The following is an 18669-nucleotide window of genomic DNA, read 5'->3' on the forward strand; positions in this document are numbered from 1 at the left end:
GATTCCCATGTGTAAATCGCAACCAGTAGCGCGCGCCTTTTTACCTATGCCCCGTGACCCGAATAAAGCTGCATCACGTCGGTAATTGCCAGCCGAGACTGCACGCCTAACGTTAACGGCGAAGTGTGTCCCCTGTTCAAATGGTCACAAGCGGCACAACCAATCATCGCGGCGTTATCGGTACAGTATTTGAGGGGAGGAAACATCACGTGCAGGTTATGCTCAACTGCGGCAGCTTGTAGGTGCTGGCGGAGTCCGCTGTTAGCAGCGACACCACCCCCGATGGCGATCGCATTTAACCCATAATCCAAAGCACAAGCTACGGCGCGTTTGGCAAGGCTACGGGCAACTGTATCTTGAAAGCTGGCGGCGATGTCGTTCACCGGCAAGGGGTCAATGCCTTCTTGCTGTAATTTTTGCACCAACCGCAACACGGCTGTCTTTAAACCGCTAAAACTCGAATCGTAGGGATGATATCCCCCATTGGGTAAGGAAACCTTTCCTTCCGGCAGCGCAAATGCTGCGGGATTGCCTTGTTTTGCCAGTCGGTCGATGACTGGGCCACCGGGATAACCCAAATTCAACAACCTTGCCACTTTGTCGAAGGCTTCCCCGGCGGCGTCATCGCGGGTTTGTCCGAGGGTTTCGTATATACCACAATCTTTGACATAAATCAAGCTCGTGTGTCCGCCAGAAACGAGCAGGCAGAGGAAGGGAGGCTGTAAATCTGGTTGGGAGAGGTAGGAGGCGTAGATATGTCCTTCCAGGTGGTGGACGCCTAGAAACGGTTTCTGATGGACGAGGGCGAGGGTTTTGGCGGCGGTTAGCCCAACGAGGAGCGAGCCAACCAAACCTGGGGCACAGGTGGCGGCGATGCCATCAATTTGGCACCAATTGGTGCCAAAATTTTCTAAGGCGTCTGCGATTGCTTGATTGATTGTCTCCAAGTGTTGCCGCGAAGCCACTTCCGGCACCACGCCGCCATACTGCTGGTGGACTGGAATTTGGGACGCGATGACGCTGAAGATAACTTCACGATTGTTAACAATCGCCACGGCGGTTTCATCGCAACTTGTTTCTATCGCTAGCACCGTCGCCATTACAAGCTTTTCCTGGACTAGAGGGGGAGTTTGAGAAACTTTAACTTTTATTAGCTCGAACTTTACTGGGATTCCCGGCAAGAGTATGATGGCTTCCTAGTTCAGCCATTTTGAATGTAACAAACGTTCTCGGCTTTTTCGACGAAAAATTTATTGTTTTGTAACACAAGGAAACAATCCATGCGACGATTGTTGGCTTTACTTGTAGCAGTCGGTCTCTGGTTTAGTTTTGCTCCCACGGCGTCTGCTCAAGAATCGGCAGTTCTAGTACCTTGCAAGGACTCCCCGGCTTTCCTGGAGCGGGCACAAACCGCGCGCAACACGACGGCAGACCCAGAGTCGGGCAAGAAGCGCTTTGAGCGTTATTCTCAGGCGATGTGCGGCCCAGAAGGGTTGCCCCACCTGATCGTGGATGGTAGCTTAGACCGTGCAGGTGATTTTCTGATTCCCAGCATTCTGTTCCTTTACATCACCGGGTGGATTGGTTGGGTAGGTCGCTCTTATCTGCAAGCGATTAAGACAGAGAAGAACCCCGAAGAAAAAGAAATCATCATCGATGTACCTTTGGCTATTTCCAAGATGCTGACCGGCTTTGCATGGCCTTTGGCAGCGTTTGGAGAACTGACCACTGGGAAACTGACTGCTAAAGACAGCGAAATCCCCGTTTCGCCCCGCTAGTTTAGGCTGAGAATATCACGAGGAGGAAAATTTCATGAAAGATTTGCTGAGGTATCTTTCTACAGCCCCAGTTTTGGCTGCTGTTTGGATGACGATTACAGCTGGAATTTTGATTGAATTCAATCGCTTTTTCCCAGATCTACTTTTCCACCCGATGCCCTAGTCAGAGAGAAAATCTGGGCATCCTGAGATGCAGTAACGGATGAAGCTTGCGATCGCACCTCGAACAGAAGCGGGTGGCGATCGCAAGTTTCATCAATTTCACAACCAGCGGGTGGCAAGCAGTAATAATTATCACCAAAGACATATTTACTCAGGATGAAGAAGTTGAGCGATCGCCACGCTAGTTTGAGGAGAGAGGCGATTTTGAGAGGCTCGTTCAATGCAGCAAAAATATTTATTGAGGTATCTTTCGACTGTCCCCGTCTTAGCAACGGTTTGGCTGTCGGTACAAGCAACTATCCAGATTGTGTTTAACTATTATTTCCCAGACCTGCTTTTCCACCCAATGCCATAACCGACACCACCTAACCCGTCCAAACTCGTTTGGGCGGGGTAATTATTAAATCATCTCTTGTGATATCAGGACTTACGCAAGGGCGTTGCCAGAAACCCGGTTTCTTCATTCTCTGGTCGCCGCCGCCAAACCAACGATTTTTCATATCACCCTTGTTTCTTTGCGTAAGTCCTAGATATGTTGGTAAATAATTAAGTTTTTTAACGTCAATGGGAAAGCTGGTGGAAGAAGTGTACCTATCACTATAAAATAAAGCCAAAACCTGCACTAAATAGCAATTATGAGCGATCCAAGAAATCGAGAATTGGTTTACGCTGCTGGAGATCCCCAAACCGGAAATTTGGTAACACCCATCAATGGTTCGGGTTTCACCAAAGCTTTCCTGGGTAACCTGCCTGCCTATCGCAAGGGTTTATCGCCCCTGCGTCGCGGTCTGGAAGTTGGTATGGCTCACGGGTATTGGCTGTTTGGCCCATTTGCCTATACGAGTCAATTCCGCATGTCAAAAGTGGCAGATGTCGTGGGTTTAATTGAAGCCATTTTGTTGATTGTGATTGCGTCCTTAGCGATGTCGTTATACGCAAATAGCAATCCACCAAAACCTGTGGTAGTAGACCCGTTACCCGAAGCTCCCGCTTCATTCTCAACACAGGAAGGCTGGACTGATTTCTCCAGTGGGTTTCTCGTGGGCGGAATTGGCGGTGCAGCGTTCGCTTACGTAGTATACTTAGCCTTCAAGTCAGGAGTGTTCCAAGCTTTCGGCAGTTTTGGCGGCTAAAATTCTTAGGGGTTGGTAACTAACTCAAGTTGCCAGTTATCTCAAAGGAGCGGCTAATAGCTAATGGCTAATGGCTCAATCAGGAAAAATGCTATATTAGCTTTTCTGGCAATTAGCAATTAGCAACGCCCAAGTTGATAACTAGCAACTTGTGTTAACTATTAAACCAACCCCTAACTTATGGAAAATACAGCCGCTTCCAGGCGGTCTAATGTTTTTTCCAAATCGTCATTGACAATCTGGATATCGAATTCATTGGCGGCGGCAATTTCTTCTTTAGCACGACGGAGACGACGAGCAATCGCTTCCTCGCTATCAGTCCCCCGACTGCGAATCCGCCGCTCTAATTCAGCTTCACTGGGCGGCAAAATAAAAATTCTCAAAGCAGCAGGAAAGGTTTGTTTAATTTGTCTTGCCCCTTCTAATTCTATTTCTAAAATCACCGATTGACCTTGAGCAATTTGTGCTTCTACAGCCTTTCTAGGCGTGCCGTAACAATTCCCGGCAAATTCAGCCCATTCTAATAATTCCCCATTTTTTATCATCTCCTGAAATTGCTCGCGGCTGGTGAAATAGTAATGCCGTCCGTAAATTTCTCCCCCACGAGGAGCGCGGGTAGTAGCGGATACAGAAAAGTATAATTCGGGGTGGCGTTGCAGGAGACTTCGCAACAAAGTTCCTTTCCCCACGCCACTTGGTCCTGTTAAAACAATTAATCTACCTAGTTGCATCGTTAATTCCTTATTTGTACTTGCTTATCGATCCCCCTCAACCCCCAATGCCTTGGGGGGCTTTTTCATTTTTTCGTTCCCAGGTTCAACCTGGGAACGAGACAAGGAGGCTATGCCTCCAGATAGTTAAGACAGTTGGAATACAGCGGATTGCAAGCGAGTGAGGTACAGCCAAAAGGCTTTGTTTGTATAGCGGCAGCATTAATGCTGCCGCTATACAAACGAAGGTGTACCTCATCCATCTGCAATCTGCTATATCTCAAGTTTACGAACCTGATGGTTGGTCAGGCATGAGACACTTATCAGAATCACAACCTGCTGGGCCTGCTTCTGCCATTTCACCTAAGTCATAGCGACTCAATGCGGCAAAAAAATCATCAGTTTTGCGTCTGGATTTCACTTCTCGCGTTAACTGTTCGTAGGTTTGTTTGTCGATGGGTTCAAACGGCAAACGAGGGAAGGTTTGGAGATCGTCAAACCGTGCCAGAAGTGCGGCTGAAATGTAGCCTTCATCACCCTTGATTGCTTCGTAGATTCGACTGCCTAAAGCCTCTATTTCGTTTTCTCGTAGCTCTACAGTCGCAGAAGTGTTGTGTCGAGTATAGAATTTTTCGACTTGCATGTAAAAGTCCATTTGTGCCAAGGCTGAAAACTTGCTAATCTCAATTTCATCAGCACCCGGTAAATCAGCCCAAGGTACAGAAACCGGAATTTCCACCAGCCATTCTGTGCATCGAGAATCGAACGGATCGTTTAAAAGATTGCCTTTTTCATCTTTATCAGATTGAGAGGGAACGACATTATATCCGTATTCGATGCAAGCGAGTGCTACGGGGTCATTTTTCCGGAAAGTGACGCGACGAATAAAACGCTGTGCTTTGGGAGGATGCCATCCTGGAGATGCACCTGTGAGGAGGGATTTTGTACCAGAAGGTTGAACCGTTGTACAGCGATTGGGACGTTTTAGGTTATGGCGATCGCAATAATCCCACACCACCCGATGCACGATATCTTGCCAACGGGTGAGATATTCTTCTTCCCGCCGTTTAAATTCTAATCCCTGTTCGGTTGCGGGACGACCTTCTTCCCACCACCGCAACCAATCTGCCCCAAAAGCCTTGACAAAAAAGTCAAATAACCCTGTAAAAGAAACGCCAACAATCGGGTCTAATTCGCGACTGTATTGGTAGCGAGGCTCAACAAATTTATGATTGAGCAAAACGGCTACAGATAATGCTCCTGCTGCGAACGCTTTCTCTTGTTCTTGATAGTTATTGGGGTCAATTTGATTGAGATGTACCTCTGAAAGATTGCAGTTTCCAGTTAGGGTATTGCCAAAAACTCCCTTATGAAACTCTGGTTCGTTGAAACAGTAAGTGTCGTGAATTCCGGGTAATTCTTCAACACTTGTGACAACTTGCCTACCGTGCTTAGCCTCTGTTCCTTTGCTAACATGCAAACGCTGGCAAGGTATCTCAGCACAGTCAGTAATTTGCAAGTAATACAAATCCCGACTTCTGACACCATAATTAGTAATTGACCCTTGGCGATCGCCAGGATTTAGGGATGAACGAATACCGCATTTTGTCAGCAGTAACTGAATTCTGTAAGCGCGGTCATAATCCGAGATATAAATCCCGATCCCATTACTGCTAGTATTTGAGCCATCGGTATCGGCTAATCCGGCAATAAAATGCAAAATTGCCCTACGATTCCAACTCGCAATGACATTGAGTGCTGCTGGATTTGTTTTTAAGCTTTTGAGAAACTCAAAAGAAAAGTCTAGATCTGTTACGTAGGTAAAAGCAGGTAAATAGTCACAGCTTCTTTGTGGAGATTTATTTCCTGCTACTGCTAATTCTGCTTTGGGTTCATAAAGTCGAACTTTAGCATTGTTATTTTGGTCTGTAGTTCCATCTCCTACAGCGACGCCCAAAGTGTAAGCATAGCTTGGATCGATATTCAAACCACCTTCATACTCAATCGTGAATGGTTCTGTGTGAATAGCATATTGGCTCGTATCCATCAAGTCTTTGGTTTGAACTTCTTTGTAAACTTTACCAAAGCGATCCTTGACAAAAAACCGATGATACTCTGTGGCATCGAGATAAGAACCATCGCCAAACCTGACGCGATAGAGTTGGCGATCGCTCCCCGTCTTAAAGGGCGTTACTTTGCTCCATTTTTTTCCATTCCAAATTTCAATTTCAGTTCCTACAACCTCCTTAATTTTATGCATTCCGTCTCTAGTAATTAGCAGCGTATTGCCACTTACGCAATGAAAGTTAGAGCCAATAATTTCCAGTTTTGTTACCCTAGAGGCTTTTTATCCTCTAGTTCTACAGGTTCTGATTTTCCCTGTAGCTCGGCGTACATTTTCACTTGCAAGGAAGCAAATGCCCCACACTCTTGCCAGGATTTTATTCTTCTTAAAAGAAGGTTCACCTAGTACGCTCTACGGTGTCAAAGACTTTTTAATTTCTTTGATTACCTCGGTATTAGCATCTCAGCTTTCACCGATTTTGCGGGGTTTTTAACGTGAGGCAAAATTACCTACCACACGGGTTTAAACCATAGCGCTGTAAGCGATGTTCTAGTTCGCTTGCAGGCATTTGAGGAAAATGCTCTTGCAACCATTGTTGACCGCTTCCAGCCGCGTAAGCTTTGATAAAATCAGCTTTAACTTCAGAGCTGCTAAAAATGTCGCTATTTGCTCTAGCAATAGCTTCACCAGCCCATTGAATAGCTCCCTCGCCGCTGTAGTATTGCAAACGAACAGCATCTATACATTCTTCTAGAGTTGGCTTGTGGTGAAAAACGCGAGAGTGATTTGCCATGCGAAGTGCATCTCGTTCTGGATCGATTCTCCAGTTGCCCAAATCATCCTGTTGCCAGAGGTTTGCCTTCGCATTTGCAAATAATTCATCATCGCTCAATCCCTGTCTAATGCCAGCTGACCGGCGAACATTTCCGGCAACGACAACTACGGCTGCTTCATCAATTAACAAACAGCATTCAACTGAATTTAATTGCCGTCCGATGGCTTTATTTAAAATAGCCGCGCACCGCCCATAAAGTTCTGACAACTTGACCGGATTTGCTACCCCACCAAAGCCTTTGAGTGCTTCTCCCGCTGGACGAACATCGCTCAAATCAATGATGACTTGAACTTCTCCTGTAAACCGTTCATCTGTAGATAATTCGAGCAGGGTTTGATAAGATTTGACCCAACCTTGACGACTGTCTCCTACCTGGATATAGACTTGATTTCCGGCAATCTTGACTTCGGTTTCTTCCCGACGGAATTCTGGTGCAGTCGAGCCAATTTCACCCTGTAAGATGACATTCAGATGATTGCGAATAGCTGGCAGTTGATTGATATATTTAGGTTCGATAACTGCTCCAGTACCGCAGCCCATCATTGCCAGATCCATCATCAAGCCAAAGGCACGCCAATCGACGACATTGGTACTGGTGCAGTTATAGCCACCGGAAAAATTTTCGGGTTTTTCGATCCAGTCTGTATTACCCTAAGCCACATTGTCGCCAATGTGACTCGGCTTCAGAACCGTGCGTGATACTTTCGCATCACACGGCTCCTCAATGATTTGGCTCTTGTCATGAGTACCGTCTCGTTTGGTTTTGATGTCGTGGCAGTGTCTATGCAGTAATTGGTAATTGTCGTACCTGTCTTTCCCTCCTTTGGAACGGGGAATAACATGGTCTACTTCCATTACATCTTCATCTCTGAAGTACAAACCGCATTCTGTGCATTTTCCATTCTGCTTTTTCAGCAGTTTGGAGACTCTGGTAGGTAATTCGACGCTTTTGCCCATACGGGTAGCCCAGTAGATGAAGTCGCCATTGTAGGGGCTGACTTTTCCCTTGACTTTGACAAATTTCTGGATCTGGAAATCACTGTGATACACAAGATATATATTCTTGTTATCTGTAATCGCCCGGAATACCCAGGATGACCCATCTTTGATGCCGAAATATTTTCCTATCCACCGTTTTGTAGATTTGTGAAGATGTCTAGCTTTAGTCCACGCAATTAGCTTCCGTGTTAGAAGATGGTCTAGCTCTTTAAAGGTTTCAGCACTGTTGACTTTAGAGTAGTAGTTACTCCATCCAGTGATGATTGGGTTTAAACGCTTGATTAGCTCTATTTGGGATTGACAGGATTTTAGTTTGTCAATTTCGTTCGCTAACCTTTGGTAGTGAGCTTTAACAGCCTCTTTACTTGGCTTAATGTACGTCTTGTAGCCTAGCGGTTTGCCATGTGTGTTTTTGCCTGTTGTGTATTTTCCTACTGGATACTGACGGATATTAAAGCCAAGGAAGTCAAAACCTGGAGTTTCCTCTCCCATTCTTTCCAGGGTGTGGGTTATACGAGTTTTTTCTGGTCTAAGTTCTAAACCAATATCATTAAGGAATTCCTCAATCAGTGTTTTAGATCTCATAAGTACATCCAGCTTGGGATGTAGGATGACAAAATCATCGGCATATCTGACTAAGGTAATTTCCTTCTCGTTGTTGTCCTTTTTCCCTGGGAGGGTTCGGGCAAATTCCTTGACAATTTTTTCCATTCCATGTAAAGCAATGTTCGCCAATAGTGGTGAGATAATACCACCTTGAGGGGTTCCTTCATCAGTTGGAAACCATGTTCCGCTATCATATACGCCGGATTTAACCCATGCTTTAATCTGTCTGCGGAGTTTGGGAAACGTATTGATTTTATTCAATAGTTTCTTCTGGTCAATTTTGTCAAAGCATTTTGCAATATCGGCATCTAGAACATATTTGCTCTTTTGCTTGATTGCTACTTTGATACCCTCAATGGCATCCATACAGCTTCTACCGGGTCGGAAACCGTAGCTGTTAGGCTCAAACTTGGCTTCCCATTCGGGTTCCAAGGCTAGTTTCACAAGTGCTTGTTTAGCCCGTTCTGTGATAGTAGGGATACCCAAAGGTCGTTTTTCTGTTTTCCTTGGTTTGGGAATCCATACTCTACGTGTTGGTGCGGATTTATGGCTTAATTCTAGTGCTTCCACTAGCTCTAACCGAGCTTTGGGCGTTAGTGCCTTCTGCCCATCTATTCCCGCAGTGTTTTTGCCTTGGTTATCTTGTGTCACTTGGCGGACGGCAAGCATTTTGGCGGACCAGGAATTCAGAAGAGTCTTTTGCAATTTACGTACTGCTTTGACATCTCCCCGACCAGAGGCTTGATAGATTCTCTTTTGCAACTTGTACACCGTGCGTTCTAGCTGGCGCCAGTTCACTTGTGTCCATACCACCATCGGTTTTTCCCGTGTTTTAGTCATTTCCATTGCTTTGTTGCCACTCTATCTTCCAAATCATCGGGAATCTGTCAGCTTATCCACACCCATTACAGGTAGGCATTTGCTTCTGATTCCATCTCTTCCTGTCAGGGCTTGCGGATTGGTTCCTACTCTAAAATCGACCTTTTAGAGAGCCACAGACAGGATTACTTCGTTCCGTATAACCTTTTGTTTGAGTGTTTAGGACGGTACTACTCAGCCGGAGACAGGAAAGCGTGACCTTTATGGCGGTACTTTCAGATTCCTATGTGTCTCAGTGTCTTTTGACCGCAGCGTATCAACCATTCTTTTCGCTGCTTAGTGGGTTACGACTGTTCCATGCGTACCTTCACTTCCGTTGTCCATGCACTCTTGCTTGCTGGGATTCACCTCATGGTTTGGTGTTACCAGCGTTTTTCCCCGCTTTACCCTTTGATAACCAGTCGCTAGGTAGGGGAAATGCTTTCACTCCCACGCTTGGAGGATAGGACTTTGTGATGGGAACATCACATCACCTATAAGGTTATACAGTTATCCAGGTTCGGTTATCCGTACATTGCTTGTTCGGCAATTCGTTTAAGTTTTTGTAACGGATTTTTAAGAACCTAGAGAGTCATCCCAGGGCTAAGGAATAGCTGAAAGCCTTTCCTATAGCCAGTTTCGACTCATCGAATCACACACCGCCCACCCACAGCCAGCGACCGGAGGGCAAAGATTTAATTTGACGCTGCATCTGGTCTATAATGTCAGCTTCTTGGGGGGTTAGCTTGCCCAAGCGTACCAATCCGCGTAGGGTGCGATCGCACACCTGCTCCCAACTCTCTCGCCCATTTGCCGTCCGACGGCTGTACGTTCTAAAAAACACCGGATTCGCCACAGGGGCAGTTTCCGGAAATGGGTTAGTATTTTGCAAGCGCTCTAGCTCTCGAACCATATCACCAAGCCTTATCGTTTTGCGACAGACACAGATTTAGTAGTGTAAGCGATCGCATATCTAGCGTCAAAGCTTGAAAAACACTGAAATTTGCTCTATTTGTAGCTAATGGCTAATTGTTCCCCTGCCCGTCTGAAAGCCTGCTCACCCGCCCTTTGACAATGACTCTTGCCCCTTGGCGATCGCCTTTATCTCGCGCCCTCGATCTTAACCGCAGCCTTGTGTACGCCCGTTACCTGCAACTGGCTACCGTTCGGGCAGATGGACGCCCTGCGAACCGTACAATCGTTTTCCGGGGCTTTCTAGCCGATACGAATCAGCTGGCGTTTGTCACCGATTCCCGCAGCCAAAAAGCCGACCAAATCGACGATCAATCTTGGGGTGAGGCTTGCTGGTACTTTCTTGAAACGCGGGAGCAATTTCGCCTCGCAGGTCAGCTAATCCTAGTCCGCGAAAATAATGCTAATACAGACCTCCAGAAAGCCCGCCAATCTGCTTGGCAAGAACTTTCTGACGCCGCGAGACTTCAATTTGCATGGCCTCATCCAGGGCAAAATAGAGCTAATTCAGAGGCTTTTGAGCCACCGCCGCCCAATCCAACCGAACCGTTACTAAATTTTTGCCTATTATTATTAGATCCAGTTCAGGTAGACCATTTAGAATTGCGGGGCGAACCGCAAAATCGATGGCTGTATCAGCTAGATAGTGCTGGTGTTTGGTTGACGCAAGAGATTAATCCGTAATTGGTAATTGCTAATTGGTAATTGCTAATTGCTAATTGGTAATTGCTAATTGCTAATTGCTAATTGCTAATTGCTAATTGCTTTTTTCCGATCACCAATTAGCTATTAGCAATTAGCAAATTTCAAATGCCTGCGCCGTCTAGGAATTGCTGAATGGCTTTATCTTGGATGCGACATCTGGGGGAGATGGGATCGTCGCTTTGCGTCTCTGTAGGATAATCGGTTTCATCCGTCGAGACTTCTTGCTTAAGTGCTAAAACAGGCTGAAGCACCGCTACTGGTTGAGGTTGTTGGATTGCTTGCATTTGTTGTTCCAACAGCTCAATTCGGTCTACCAAGGCGCGAATCACTTCTGCTTCAGAGTCTGGCAAACTGCCGTGTTCTAGGGGATTCACCCGCACGCCAGAACGATAAACAATCCGCCCTGGAACGCCTACCACGGTGCAATCTGAAGGCACGTCGCGCAGTACAACCGAACCTGCACCAATCCGAACATTATTGCCAATTAGAATATTTCCCAATACTTTAGCACCGGCTCCCACTACCACATTTTCCCCTACAGTTGGGTGGCGCTTGCCGGATTGCTTGCCCGTCCCGCCGAGGGTGACGCCTTGGTAAATTAGGGTATAGTCGCCTACAATAGCTGTTTCGCCAATCACGACGCCCATGCCGTGGTCGATAAAAACACCCTTACCAATTGCGGCACCGGGGTGTATTTCAATCCCGGTTAAAAAACGACCGATGTGAGAAATGAAACGAGGGATGAAGGGAATTCCCAGTACGTAAAGCCAGTGAGCAAAACGATGCAACACCAAAGCTTGCAAACCGGGGTAGCAAAACAATACTTCCAGCCAATTGCGAGCAGCCGGGTCGCGATCGAAGATTATGCGAAAATCAGCTATGAGGGAAGTGAACACGAGCGGTCACCAAGTTTTGCGTAACATGCCATTCCCGATTTTAGCTTTTTAAGTGTCTTCACTGGTAATTGGTAATTGGTAATAGGTAATTGGTTACGACTTCCCACGGTCACTTTCCTGAAAGTTTGGCATGCCCCAAGATTGGCAAGCTAGCCATTAGCCATTAGCCATTAGCCATTAGCCATTAGCCATTAGCCATTAGCTATTACCCGCCTTTACTCTTGTCGCACTGAAAGACTGTAGTCGCGGCGGACTCCTTCTTCAAAGGTTCCCACCCAGATGCTGTATCTGCCAGCTTTCCAGTTGGTGTCAGAGATGCTGGCATCTTTATTGCTGCCGGTATCGTCGCCGCAGCGGATGGTATTTTCGTTACCGGGGCCTCTGATTAACAACGTTGTATCGGAACCGCCGGAATTGACTTGTACGGTTAGTTTGGGAAAATCTCGCTCTAAAACCATGATGTGGTCGGGTGTGGGGGAAGCGAAACCGATACAGCGGTTGTGTTTGCGATCGCTATTTGCGATCGAAGCCAGCGAGTAAGACCCCCCAGTATAACCCGATGCAACCCCAGCCGAAGGCGGAAAGCCTTGGGAAAGTGTCAAAGAAGCAAAATTAGCAGTTTGGGCGAGAACGGGTGTAGCGCTCAAAGCTGTTAACAAAACTAGCCAAGCACGGCTTTTGAAGCGAAGTATAGTATGCACTAACATATCAACAGCCCTCCTCCAATTCTGGGTACAGGCGTTCTCAATTCCAACCTATCCCAGAATCGAGTCGGCGGCGTTGCGGCTCATGCCAGTTTTAAGGCTGCACACTAGGGGGAAAAATCTGTTGCGATCGCGCTTTTTTTCCAACTTTACCGGCCAAGTCAGATCCCTTCCCAGTGTGATAGATTTTCTATAAGTAACTCAAGTTGCTAGTTATAAGCTTTGGCGGCGGTCATTGGTAATAACCCAAGTTGCTAGTTATAACTATCGTGGGTTGCCAAATTGCTAATCGCCAGCTTGCTAATTGCTGATGGGAATATTTTTCGGTTCTACCAGCCATTAGCTATTAGCCATTAGCTTGTCTTGGGCCCTAAAAATATAACTAGCAACTTGCGTTAATAGGTAATTGGTAATTGGATTCATTGGTGGTGGAATCGTGGCAATTACCGATTACCCATTACCCATTACCAGCTTCCTTGGATGTAACTAGCAACTTACGTTAACTATTAATCCCCAATTACCTATCTGTTTTCTAAACTTTTTGCCGTTTTCGGGACTGGAGATTAGCCACATATGAGTTCTTCCAAACCTTGGACTTGTGATGGTAAACCGAGAGATGGGAAATCTTACCCAAATTGCTCTGGTTCCCACGAACCCTACGAAAATTATGGTCCGGACTGCGTGATGTGCGGCTTACCGAGAGAAGCAATAATTCCCAACAAAGGTGAGGGTAAGCCAGATATTACTGCTATTGCTGTTGGTGCTGCTTTGGTCGTTGCCTTACTGGGTACTTTAGTTTATTTAATCTGGCCTAAACCTCAGTCCCAAACTCAAAGTGTCAGACCTGCAACGACTCAACCAGCAAACCCATCTCAAACTACCCCCCTAGTTAGTCCTGCGGCGATTGTTACGACTTACCGCACTCTGGCAGAGGTGCCTAACGTGCCATCGGTGGTGGTGAACTATGGGGGGTCTACAACATTTGCACCGCTTCGTTCTCCCCAGATAGTAGCAGCGATCGCATCTGCTCATCCAGGATTTCAGTTACGCTATCTTGAGCCGCCTTTCGGTAGGAAACCTGGATCTGGCACCGGAATCAGAATGCTTTTGGATGGTCAACTAACTATTGCCCAATCTTCCCGACCTATAGAAACTAAAGAGTTTGAAGAGGCCAAAACTAAGGGATTTGAGTTAGAACAAGTATCAGTTGCGATTGATGGCATTGCTTTTTATGTCAATCCTAAATTGTCTATCCCTGGTTTGACCGGATCTCAGATCAAAGATATTTTCACAGGAAAAATTACTAACTGGAAACAAGTAGGGGGTCCCGACCTAGATATTACTCCCATCAGCCGTCCCATTGCTGATGGCGGTACGCCAGAATACTTTCACAAGGAAGTTTTGGGTGGCGAAAATTTTGCTTCAACTGTACAAGAAGTGAGAGACACCACAACAGGCATCCAGCGGGTTGCCAGAACGCCTGGTGGAATTGGCTATGCTACTGCTTCCGAGGCGATCCAAAGTACAATACGTCCTTTGCCAATTGCTAAAGACGCAAATCAGCCTTTTGTGCCTCCTGTAGTGGGAAATGCAGTTAATAAAACAGCTTTGGCTGATGGTTCTTACCCAATTACCAGGCAACTTTTTGTTGTAATTAGACGCGATCGCCAATTGGCTGAACAAGCTGGTGTAGCCTATGCCAATATGATCCTAAGTGATGAAGGTCAACGATTGGTAGAGCAAGCGGGTTTTGTGCCTATTCGCAAGTAAAACATATCAGGGTATTTCTAGTGAAACTTCCTCGTCGCGGTTTGTGGTTGTATCCCCTGTTTCAGATTCCAGCGATGTTTCTAGGGGCTTTTTTAGTAGCAGCTCTGTTATTTGGCGTGTTAGGCTTGGGTAGACCCAATGTTGCAGTAGCGATCGCTCTAGATTTGAGTAGCAGCACCTACCAACCGCAATTCTTCAACGCTCCAAATACAGTCATGGCTCAAGAAATTGCTGCCGTGGGAGCGTATCTTGAGCAAAACTCGCAACTGCTGAGAACTCCTAACCAAATTCAAATCTTGGGATTTGCGGGAGAAGTTATTCCCCTTACCAGTTCGTTCAAAACCGACAAACAGCAGTTAGAATTAGAGTTGAACCAAGCTTTGCAAAATCCTAATCTGCCTGCCCAAATTGGTCAAGGTACGGATATCAATAAAGCCATTCAAAAGGGGACGGAATTACTCAGTAGCGTCAGCAATCGCTGCCGCGAATTACTTTTAGTCACCGATGGAATGGCTGAGGTTTCGCAATCAGTTGTTGACGGGGCAGTAGCTCAGAAAGTTAAAATCAATACCGTCATAGTGGGAGCCGAAGCACCAGCACTCCAACAAGCCGCATTTAGCACCAAAGGCATTTACATATCTGGTCAACAGAATAATCTAAATATGTTATTTACAGACAGATTTTTTACCAGTTTTAACAGTAACATAAAATGGATTAAATTCTGGCTAGGTGCTGCCTGGATTGCCTTCATGTGGATGCTGACCCTCCCCCTAGACCGATGGATTTTTCAACCATTGATGAATCTGCCGCCTAATCTTTCCGGACAGTTGGCGTTGGGAAACGCCTTTTTTTGGACTATTTTGACCCCATTAATTGTTTGGCGATTATTTGGTTTACCCTTTGGCTTAGATTGTTAAAAAACTTTAGTTTTACCTTTGCTAATAGGAGAAAGTTATGGCAGTCGATGAAAAAAGCATGGTTCCTACCGTATTAGTAGGCGTGGGAGGAACCGGACATGAAGTTCTATCGCGGGTGCGTCGATTAGTAGAAGAAACCTACGGCAGTTTGCGGAATTTTCCTATTATTAGCTTTTTGATAATAGATACAGATCGAGAATACAAAGTCACCAATCCTGAGGCGGCAGGTTCGGCATTCAAAGACAACGAAAAATTTTGGGCGAGTGTCAGCGGCAGCGAAGTCAAAAAAATTATATCCGAGCTAGATAATTATCCCTGGATTTCCAGGTGGTTTCCCACAGAATTAGAACGAAATATTGGAGCAATTGAGGTAGGAGCAGGACAAATTCGCGCCTATGGAAGGTTTGCCTTTTTCTGTAATTATCACAAGATTCAAAGAAAGTTTAACGAAACTTGCGATAGCGTAAAAGGCCATGAAAATTTCATGCGCAATAAATATGGCATCAAAGTAGATACAACATCTTTAAATGCGTTCGTAGTCGGTTCTTTATCCGGCGGAACTGGCAGCGGAATGCTGATAGATATTGGCTACTGCATCCGCCATTGGTTGAGGGGACAGGGAAGTTCAACCGTAACGGCAATTGTGCCAATGCCAACCGCTTTTGCCAGCATTAATATAGGCGATCGCGTCCTCGCCAATGGTTACGCCGCACTGATGGAATTGAGCTATTTTTCCGACCACAGAACCGAGTATGACGCTCAATTCAGCAGTCAGTTAACCGATGAAATCCGCAGCAAATCCGCTCCCTTTGACTTTACTTACCTAGTCGGAACAAAAAATGGTGAAACTGAATTTACCCTCGCTCAAATTCGGGAAATGATCGCCCAAAATATCTTCCTGGATCTGACTTCTGATTTTGCCCCTTATAAACGCTCAATTAGAGACAACATTAAAGGATCTTGGGCGCAATCCGACTCTGCCGGTCGAGGTTATCCTAAGAATTTTATGAGTTTTGGATTATCCACCGTCGAAATTCCGATTGCCCAAATTCGCACCTCCATATCCCAACGACTCGCGGCTGATTTTATCAGTTGGTGGCTGAATGAATCTGTCCCGCTACCACCCGATATGTCAAAGCTGGTAGAAACAGATATCCTCAAACGGATGCGGTTAACAGAAGCGGAACTTTTAGCAGATTTATCCTCGGCTGGAGATCGTTCTTATATAGCAGAAATTTCCGCCTGGGTCAACAGCATCCGCAACGAAATTGCTACCGATAACAAACTAAAATGCACCCAAGAAGGCGTGAATGTAATTGGTGCTGAACGCGGCAAGATTCTGCAATTTTTGGATTATCTCCAACCCAAAGTTAATGAATATCGGGAAAATCACTTGCGCGAATTGAGTCCAGATCCGCGCTTGCACGGTGACTTTTTAATCAAGATGTACGACAATCGCGATCGCATCATTCAACAAGGTCGGAAATCTTTAGAAGAAGAGTTTTATCGCATCATTGAAGACCGCAATCGAGGGCCAAAATTTGCCGATGCATTCATGACAGCAGTGCGCCAGAGTTTTTACACAGCAACGGAAAAGTTTCGACGGGAAATGGAAAAAGTATGGCAACCCAATGAAACTAATCGTCAGCGACAATACGAAGGAGCGTTGCAAGATATTGCCCAATTTAAAGATAAGTTTGCTCTAACAAAGCAAGCTGATATGGAAAAGCGTTGCGAATCTGCTCTCACCGGATTGGAGGGGAATGTAATCGCGACAATTCAGCGCAAAGCGAGAGCTTTGGGTTTAGAAGTAATTGCCAGAATGGAAGAACATTTGAATGAATTGAATCGCCGTTTAGCTCGGTTAAATCAAAAACTGCGGCAAATCCGCGATGATTTTCAGCAAAAAGCCGATCGACAAGCAGATAGTGCTGACGCTTTAATTGTGAATGGAATTAAGCTTTATAATCGCGAAGAACTCAACGACTTGTATCAAAACCTAATCGAGCAATTAGCGGTTGCTTCTGAAGGTAGTAAAACCCGCTATCAATTGGGGATGGATGGGATTTGCAGTAATCTTTCTGGGCAGGTTTTGTTGGAAGCAAGTCCGCTGTGGAAACGCAACCGAACCGCTGACGAGGTGATGCGACTGTTCGACCTGCCGAATCTGGCTGATGTGCAAGATAATGACTTCAAAGATATTATTGGGGAAAAAACTAAAGCCGCAGTGGTAAATGCGCCAGGAAATAGTCGCATAAAACGAGACTTAGCAGCGGGCGATCGCTTGTTCAAACTATATAACAATGACGAACCAGAAATCCGGAATCGGATCGGCATGGCCCACAGTCAATCAAAGCCGCTGATTTTACTTTCTGAAGCAACTCTGAAACGAAAAGATGCTGGTTTTACCCCAGCACTCAATGCCAAAGTTGCCATCGTCGGAGGTCGAAACAGTAGCGATATTGCCGCCACGAAACTGATACCAATACTGCGGGAACGTGTTGGCAGTAATGATGCTATTACACCTCTGGGAGAACCAGAACGTCACCGGATTGTATTTGTGCAAGAAATTGGTGGTTTTTCCCTGCGTTGTATTGAAGTCATGCCAGAATTACAACAATCCTATCAAGACTGGAAAGGACAATCGATTCAGGCAAAGCGATCGCAACTTAAAGGTGAAAGTAAAGATCCTCCGATTCCAGTTCATATTCAAAAAGAGCCTCCTTTCTGGGATGTGTTTCCCGAAAAACCAGAAATCTTTAAGCTAGTTGTGGAAGCACGATCCTTAAAAGTGCTGCGGCTAGAAGAAAATCGTCAAACAAAGGAAAAAGTAATTCGCTACACCCGCAAAACAGTAACCGGATCTGAGAATGTCGATATTGCTTCTACTTGGGAAGAAGCAGTACAAGTACTGCAAGTTTTGGCTTGTCGTCCAGATAAAGAAGAGATTCAGCGTCAGGTGACGGCAAAACTGAGCGAGAATCAAACCGACCAGCAAAAACGGGTATTGTACGCACAATTGATCGAGTATATAAATCAGCGACAAGTCGAGTTAGAAAAAGAGGGAGTCAGCGACAGTCTCGAATACAAGCGCGAACTGAAAGTTATTCAGGATACGATTGAAGCACACAAACTTTATTCAGAGTCCAGTCCAAAACAAGATACTAATAAAGCGAGCAAAACTATTGACTCAAATGCAAAAATACCAGAAAATAATGATGGTGCAGTTTCCCAAACTCGCACTCATGTTTTCTGCAACAAATGCGGTCACAAGAATCCAGCAGAATCAAATTTCTGTTCCAATTGTGGCAACAAATTGGAGCGACTCATCTAATAACGCAAGTTGCTAGTTATAAACAAGGGCGTTGCTAATTGCTAATGGCTAATTGCTAATATAGAATTTTTACCAATCTCGCCATTAGCCATTAGCTGCTATCCATGAGATAACTAGCAACTTGAGTTAATAACTCAAGTTGCTAGTTAATAGTTGTGACAGCGGTAATTGGTAATTGGAGTAACAGGCTTTTGCCGTCAGCAGTCAGAAACCCGGTTTATTCAT

16 protein-coding genes and 3 pseudogenes are annotated in these 18669 nt (G+C 45.6%); 9 read left to right on the forward strand and 10 right to left on the reverse strand.

The window, feature by feature from the left end:
* Positions 1-44: 44 nt before the first annotated feature.
* A complete protein-coding gene (tsaD, locus tag MiSe_RS00050) occupies positions 45-1100 on the reverse strand; it encodes a tRNA (adenosine(37)-N6)-threonylcarbamoyltransferase complex transferase subunit TsaD (RefSeq protein WP_226572917.1) in 1056 nt (351 codons plus the stop codon).
* Between the two features lie 180 nt (positions 1101-1280).
* On the opposite strand from tsaD, the gene MiSe_RS00055 reads away from it, so the two are divergent.
* Together MiSe_RS00055 and psaJ are read left to right on the forward strand one after the other, a co-directional pair.
* Positions 1281-1778 (forward strand): Photosystem I reaction center subunit III, encoded by a 498-nt coding sequence (locus tag MiSe_RS00055; protein WP_226572484.1) that lies wholly within the window; start codon positions 1281-1283, stop codon positions 1776-1778.
* Positions 1779-1812: 34 nt separating this feature from the next.
* Positions 1813-1941 (forward strand): photosystem I reaction center subunit IX, encoded by a 129-nt coding sequence (psaJ, locus tag MiSe_RS00060; RefSeq protein WP_226572486.1) that lies wholly within the window; start codon positions 1813-1815, stop codon positions 1939-1941.
* Here the strand turns inward: psaJ and MiSe_RS00065 are convergent.
* A complete protein-coding gene (locus MiSe_RS00065; RefSeq protein WP_226572488.1) occupies positions 1898-2161 on the reverse strand; it encodes a hypothetical protein in 264 nt (87 codons plus the stop codon). The genes psaJ and MiSe_RS00065 overlap by 44 nt on opposite strands.
* On the opposite strand from MiSe_RS00065, the gene MiSe_RS00070 reads away from it, so the two are divergent.
* Positions 2161-2295, forward strand: a complete 135-nt coding sequence (locus MiSe_RS00070; protein WP_226572490.1) for a photosystem I reaction center subunit IX — start codon at positions 2161-2163, stop codon at positions 2293-2295. The two genes, MiSe_RS00065 and MiSe_RS00070, sit on opposite strands and share 1 nt — an antisense overlap.
* A gap of 10 nt (positions 2296-2305) precedes the next feature.
* Here MiSe_RS00070 and MiSe_RS50700 read toward each other — a convergent pair whose 3' ends face one another.
* Entirely contained in the window at positions 2306-2440 is a 135-nt protein-coding gene (locus MiSe_RS50700) for a hypothetical protein (protein WP_264196257.1), read from the reverse strand.
* Positions 2441-2575: 135 nt separating this feature from the next.
* Between MiSe_RS50700 and MiSe_RS00075 the strand changes: the two genes are divergently transcribed.
* Positions 2576-3073 (forward strand): photosystem I reaction center subunit XI, encoded by a 498-nt coding sequence (locus tag MiSe_RS00075; RefSeq protein ID WP_226572492.1) that lies wholly within the window; start codon positions 2576-2578, stop codon positions 3071-3073.
* A 173-nt stretch (positions 3074-3246) separates the two neighbouring features.
* On the opposite strand, the gene gmk is transcribed toward MiSe_RS00075, so the two are convergent.
* Positions 3247-3804 (reverse strand): guanylate kinase, encoded by a 558-nt coding sequence (gene gmk, locus MiSe_RS00080; protein ID WP_226572498.1) that lies wholly within the window; start codon positions 3802-3804, stop codon positions 3247-3249.
* A 265-nt stretch (positions 3805-4069) separates the two neighbouring features.
* Positions 4070-6106: pseudogene (nrdJ, locus tag MiSe_RS00085) on the reverse strand (ribonucleoside-triphosphate reductase, adenosylcobalamin-dependent); the annotation flags it as partial.
* A gap of 94 nt (positions 6107-6200) precedes the next feature.
* Here nrdJ and MiSe_RS00090 point away from each other — a divergent pair.
* The gene (locus MiSe_RS00090; protein WP_226572499.1) at positions 6201-6341 is read left to right on the forward strand and encodes a hypothetical protein; all 141 of its coding nucleotides are present in this window, start codon (positions 6201-6203) and stop codon (positions 6339-6341) included.
* 18 nt (positions 6342-6359) lie between these two features.
* Here the strand turns inward: MiSe_RS00090 and MiSe_RS00095 are convergent.
* From MiSe_RS00095 to MiSe_RS00105, 3 genes and pseudogenes are all read right to left on the reverse strand, one after another.
* A pseudogene (locus MiSe_RS00095) lies at positions 6360-7334 on the reverse strand (glycyl radical enzyme family protein); the annotation flags it as partial.
* Positions 7335-9128, reverse strand: coding sequence for a group II intron reverse transcriptase/maturase (gene ltrA, locus MiSe_RS00100; RefSeq protein WP_226572921.1), 1794 nt, complete (start codon positions 9126-9128; stop codon positions 7335-7337).
* Positions 9129-9804: 676 nt separating this feature from the next.
* A pseudogene (locus MiSe_RS00105) lies at positions 9805-10059 on the reverse strand (ribonucleoside-triphosphate reductase); the annotation flags it as partial.
* Between the two features lie 161 nt (positions 10060-10220).
* Between MiSe_RS00105 and MiSe_RS00110 the strand changes: the two are divergent.
* Entirely contained in the window at positions 10221-10802 is a 582-nt protein-coding gene (locus MiSe_RS00110) for an Npun_F5749 family FMN-dependent PPOX-type flavoprotein (RefSeq protein WP_226572502.1), read from the forward strand.
* Between the two features lie 122 nt (positions 10803-10924).
* Here the strand turns inward: MiSe_RS00110 and cysE are convergent, their stop codons facing one another.
* Positions 10925-11719, reverse strand: a complete 795-nt coding sequence (gene cysE / locus MiSe_RS00115) for a serine O-acetyltransferase (RefSeq protein ID WP_226572503.1) — start codon at positions 11717-11719, stop codon at positions 10925-10927.
* A gap of 215 nt (positions 11720-11934) precedes the next feature.
* Positions 11935-12426: a hypothetical protein gene (locus MiSe_RS00120; RefSeq protein WP_226572504.1), complete on the reverse strand. Its 492-nt coding sequence runs from the start codon at positions 12424-12426 to the stop codon at positions 11935-11937.
* Between the two features lie 570 nt (positions 12427-12996).
* Here MiSe_RS00120 and MiSe_RS00125 point away from each other — a divergent pair.
* Genes MiSe_RS00125 through MiSe_RS00135 form a run of 3 tightly spaced genes read left to right on the forward strand, consistent with a single transcriptional unit; the run spans position 12997 to position 18444 of the window.
* Positions 12997-14193: a PstS family phosphate ABC transporter substrate-binding protein gene (locus MiSe_RS00125; protein WP_226572505.1), complete on the forward strand. Its 1197-nt coding sequence runs from the start codon at positions 12997-12999 to the stop codon at positions 14191-14193.
* A gap of 20 nt (positions 14194-14213) precedes the next feature.
* Complete coding sequence (locus tag MiSe_RS00130) at positions 14214-15110, forward strand: vWA domain-containing protein (protein WP_226572506.1); 897 nt, start codon at positions 14214-14216, stop codon at positions 15108-15110.
* Between the two features lie 37 nt (positions 15111-15147).
* The gene (locus tag MiSe_RS00135) at positions 15148-18444 is read left to right on the forward strand and encodes a tubulin-like doman-containing protein (protein ID WP_226572507.1); all 3297 of its coding nucleotides are present in this window, start codon (positions 15148-15150) and stop codon (positions 18442-18444) included.
* Positions 18445-18669: the final 225 nt, after the last annotated feature.

This window comes from Microseira wollei NIES-4236, from assembly GCF_020521235.1.
GTDB classification, from domain to species: domain Bacteria; phylum Cyanobacteriota; class Cyanobacteriia; order Cyanobacteriales; family Aerosakkonemataceae; genus Microseira; species Microseira wollei.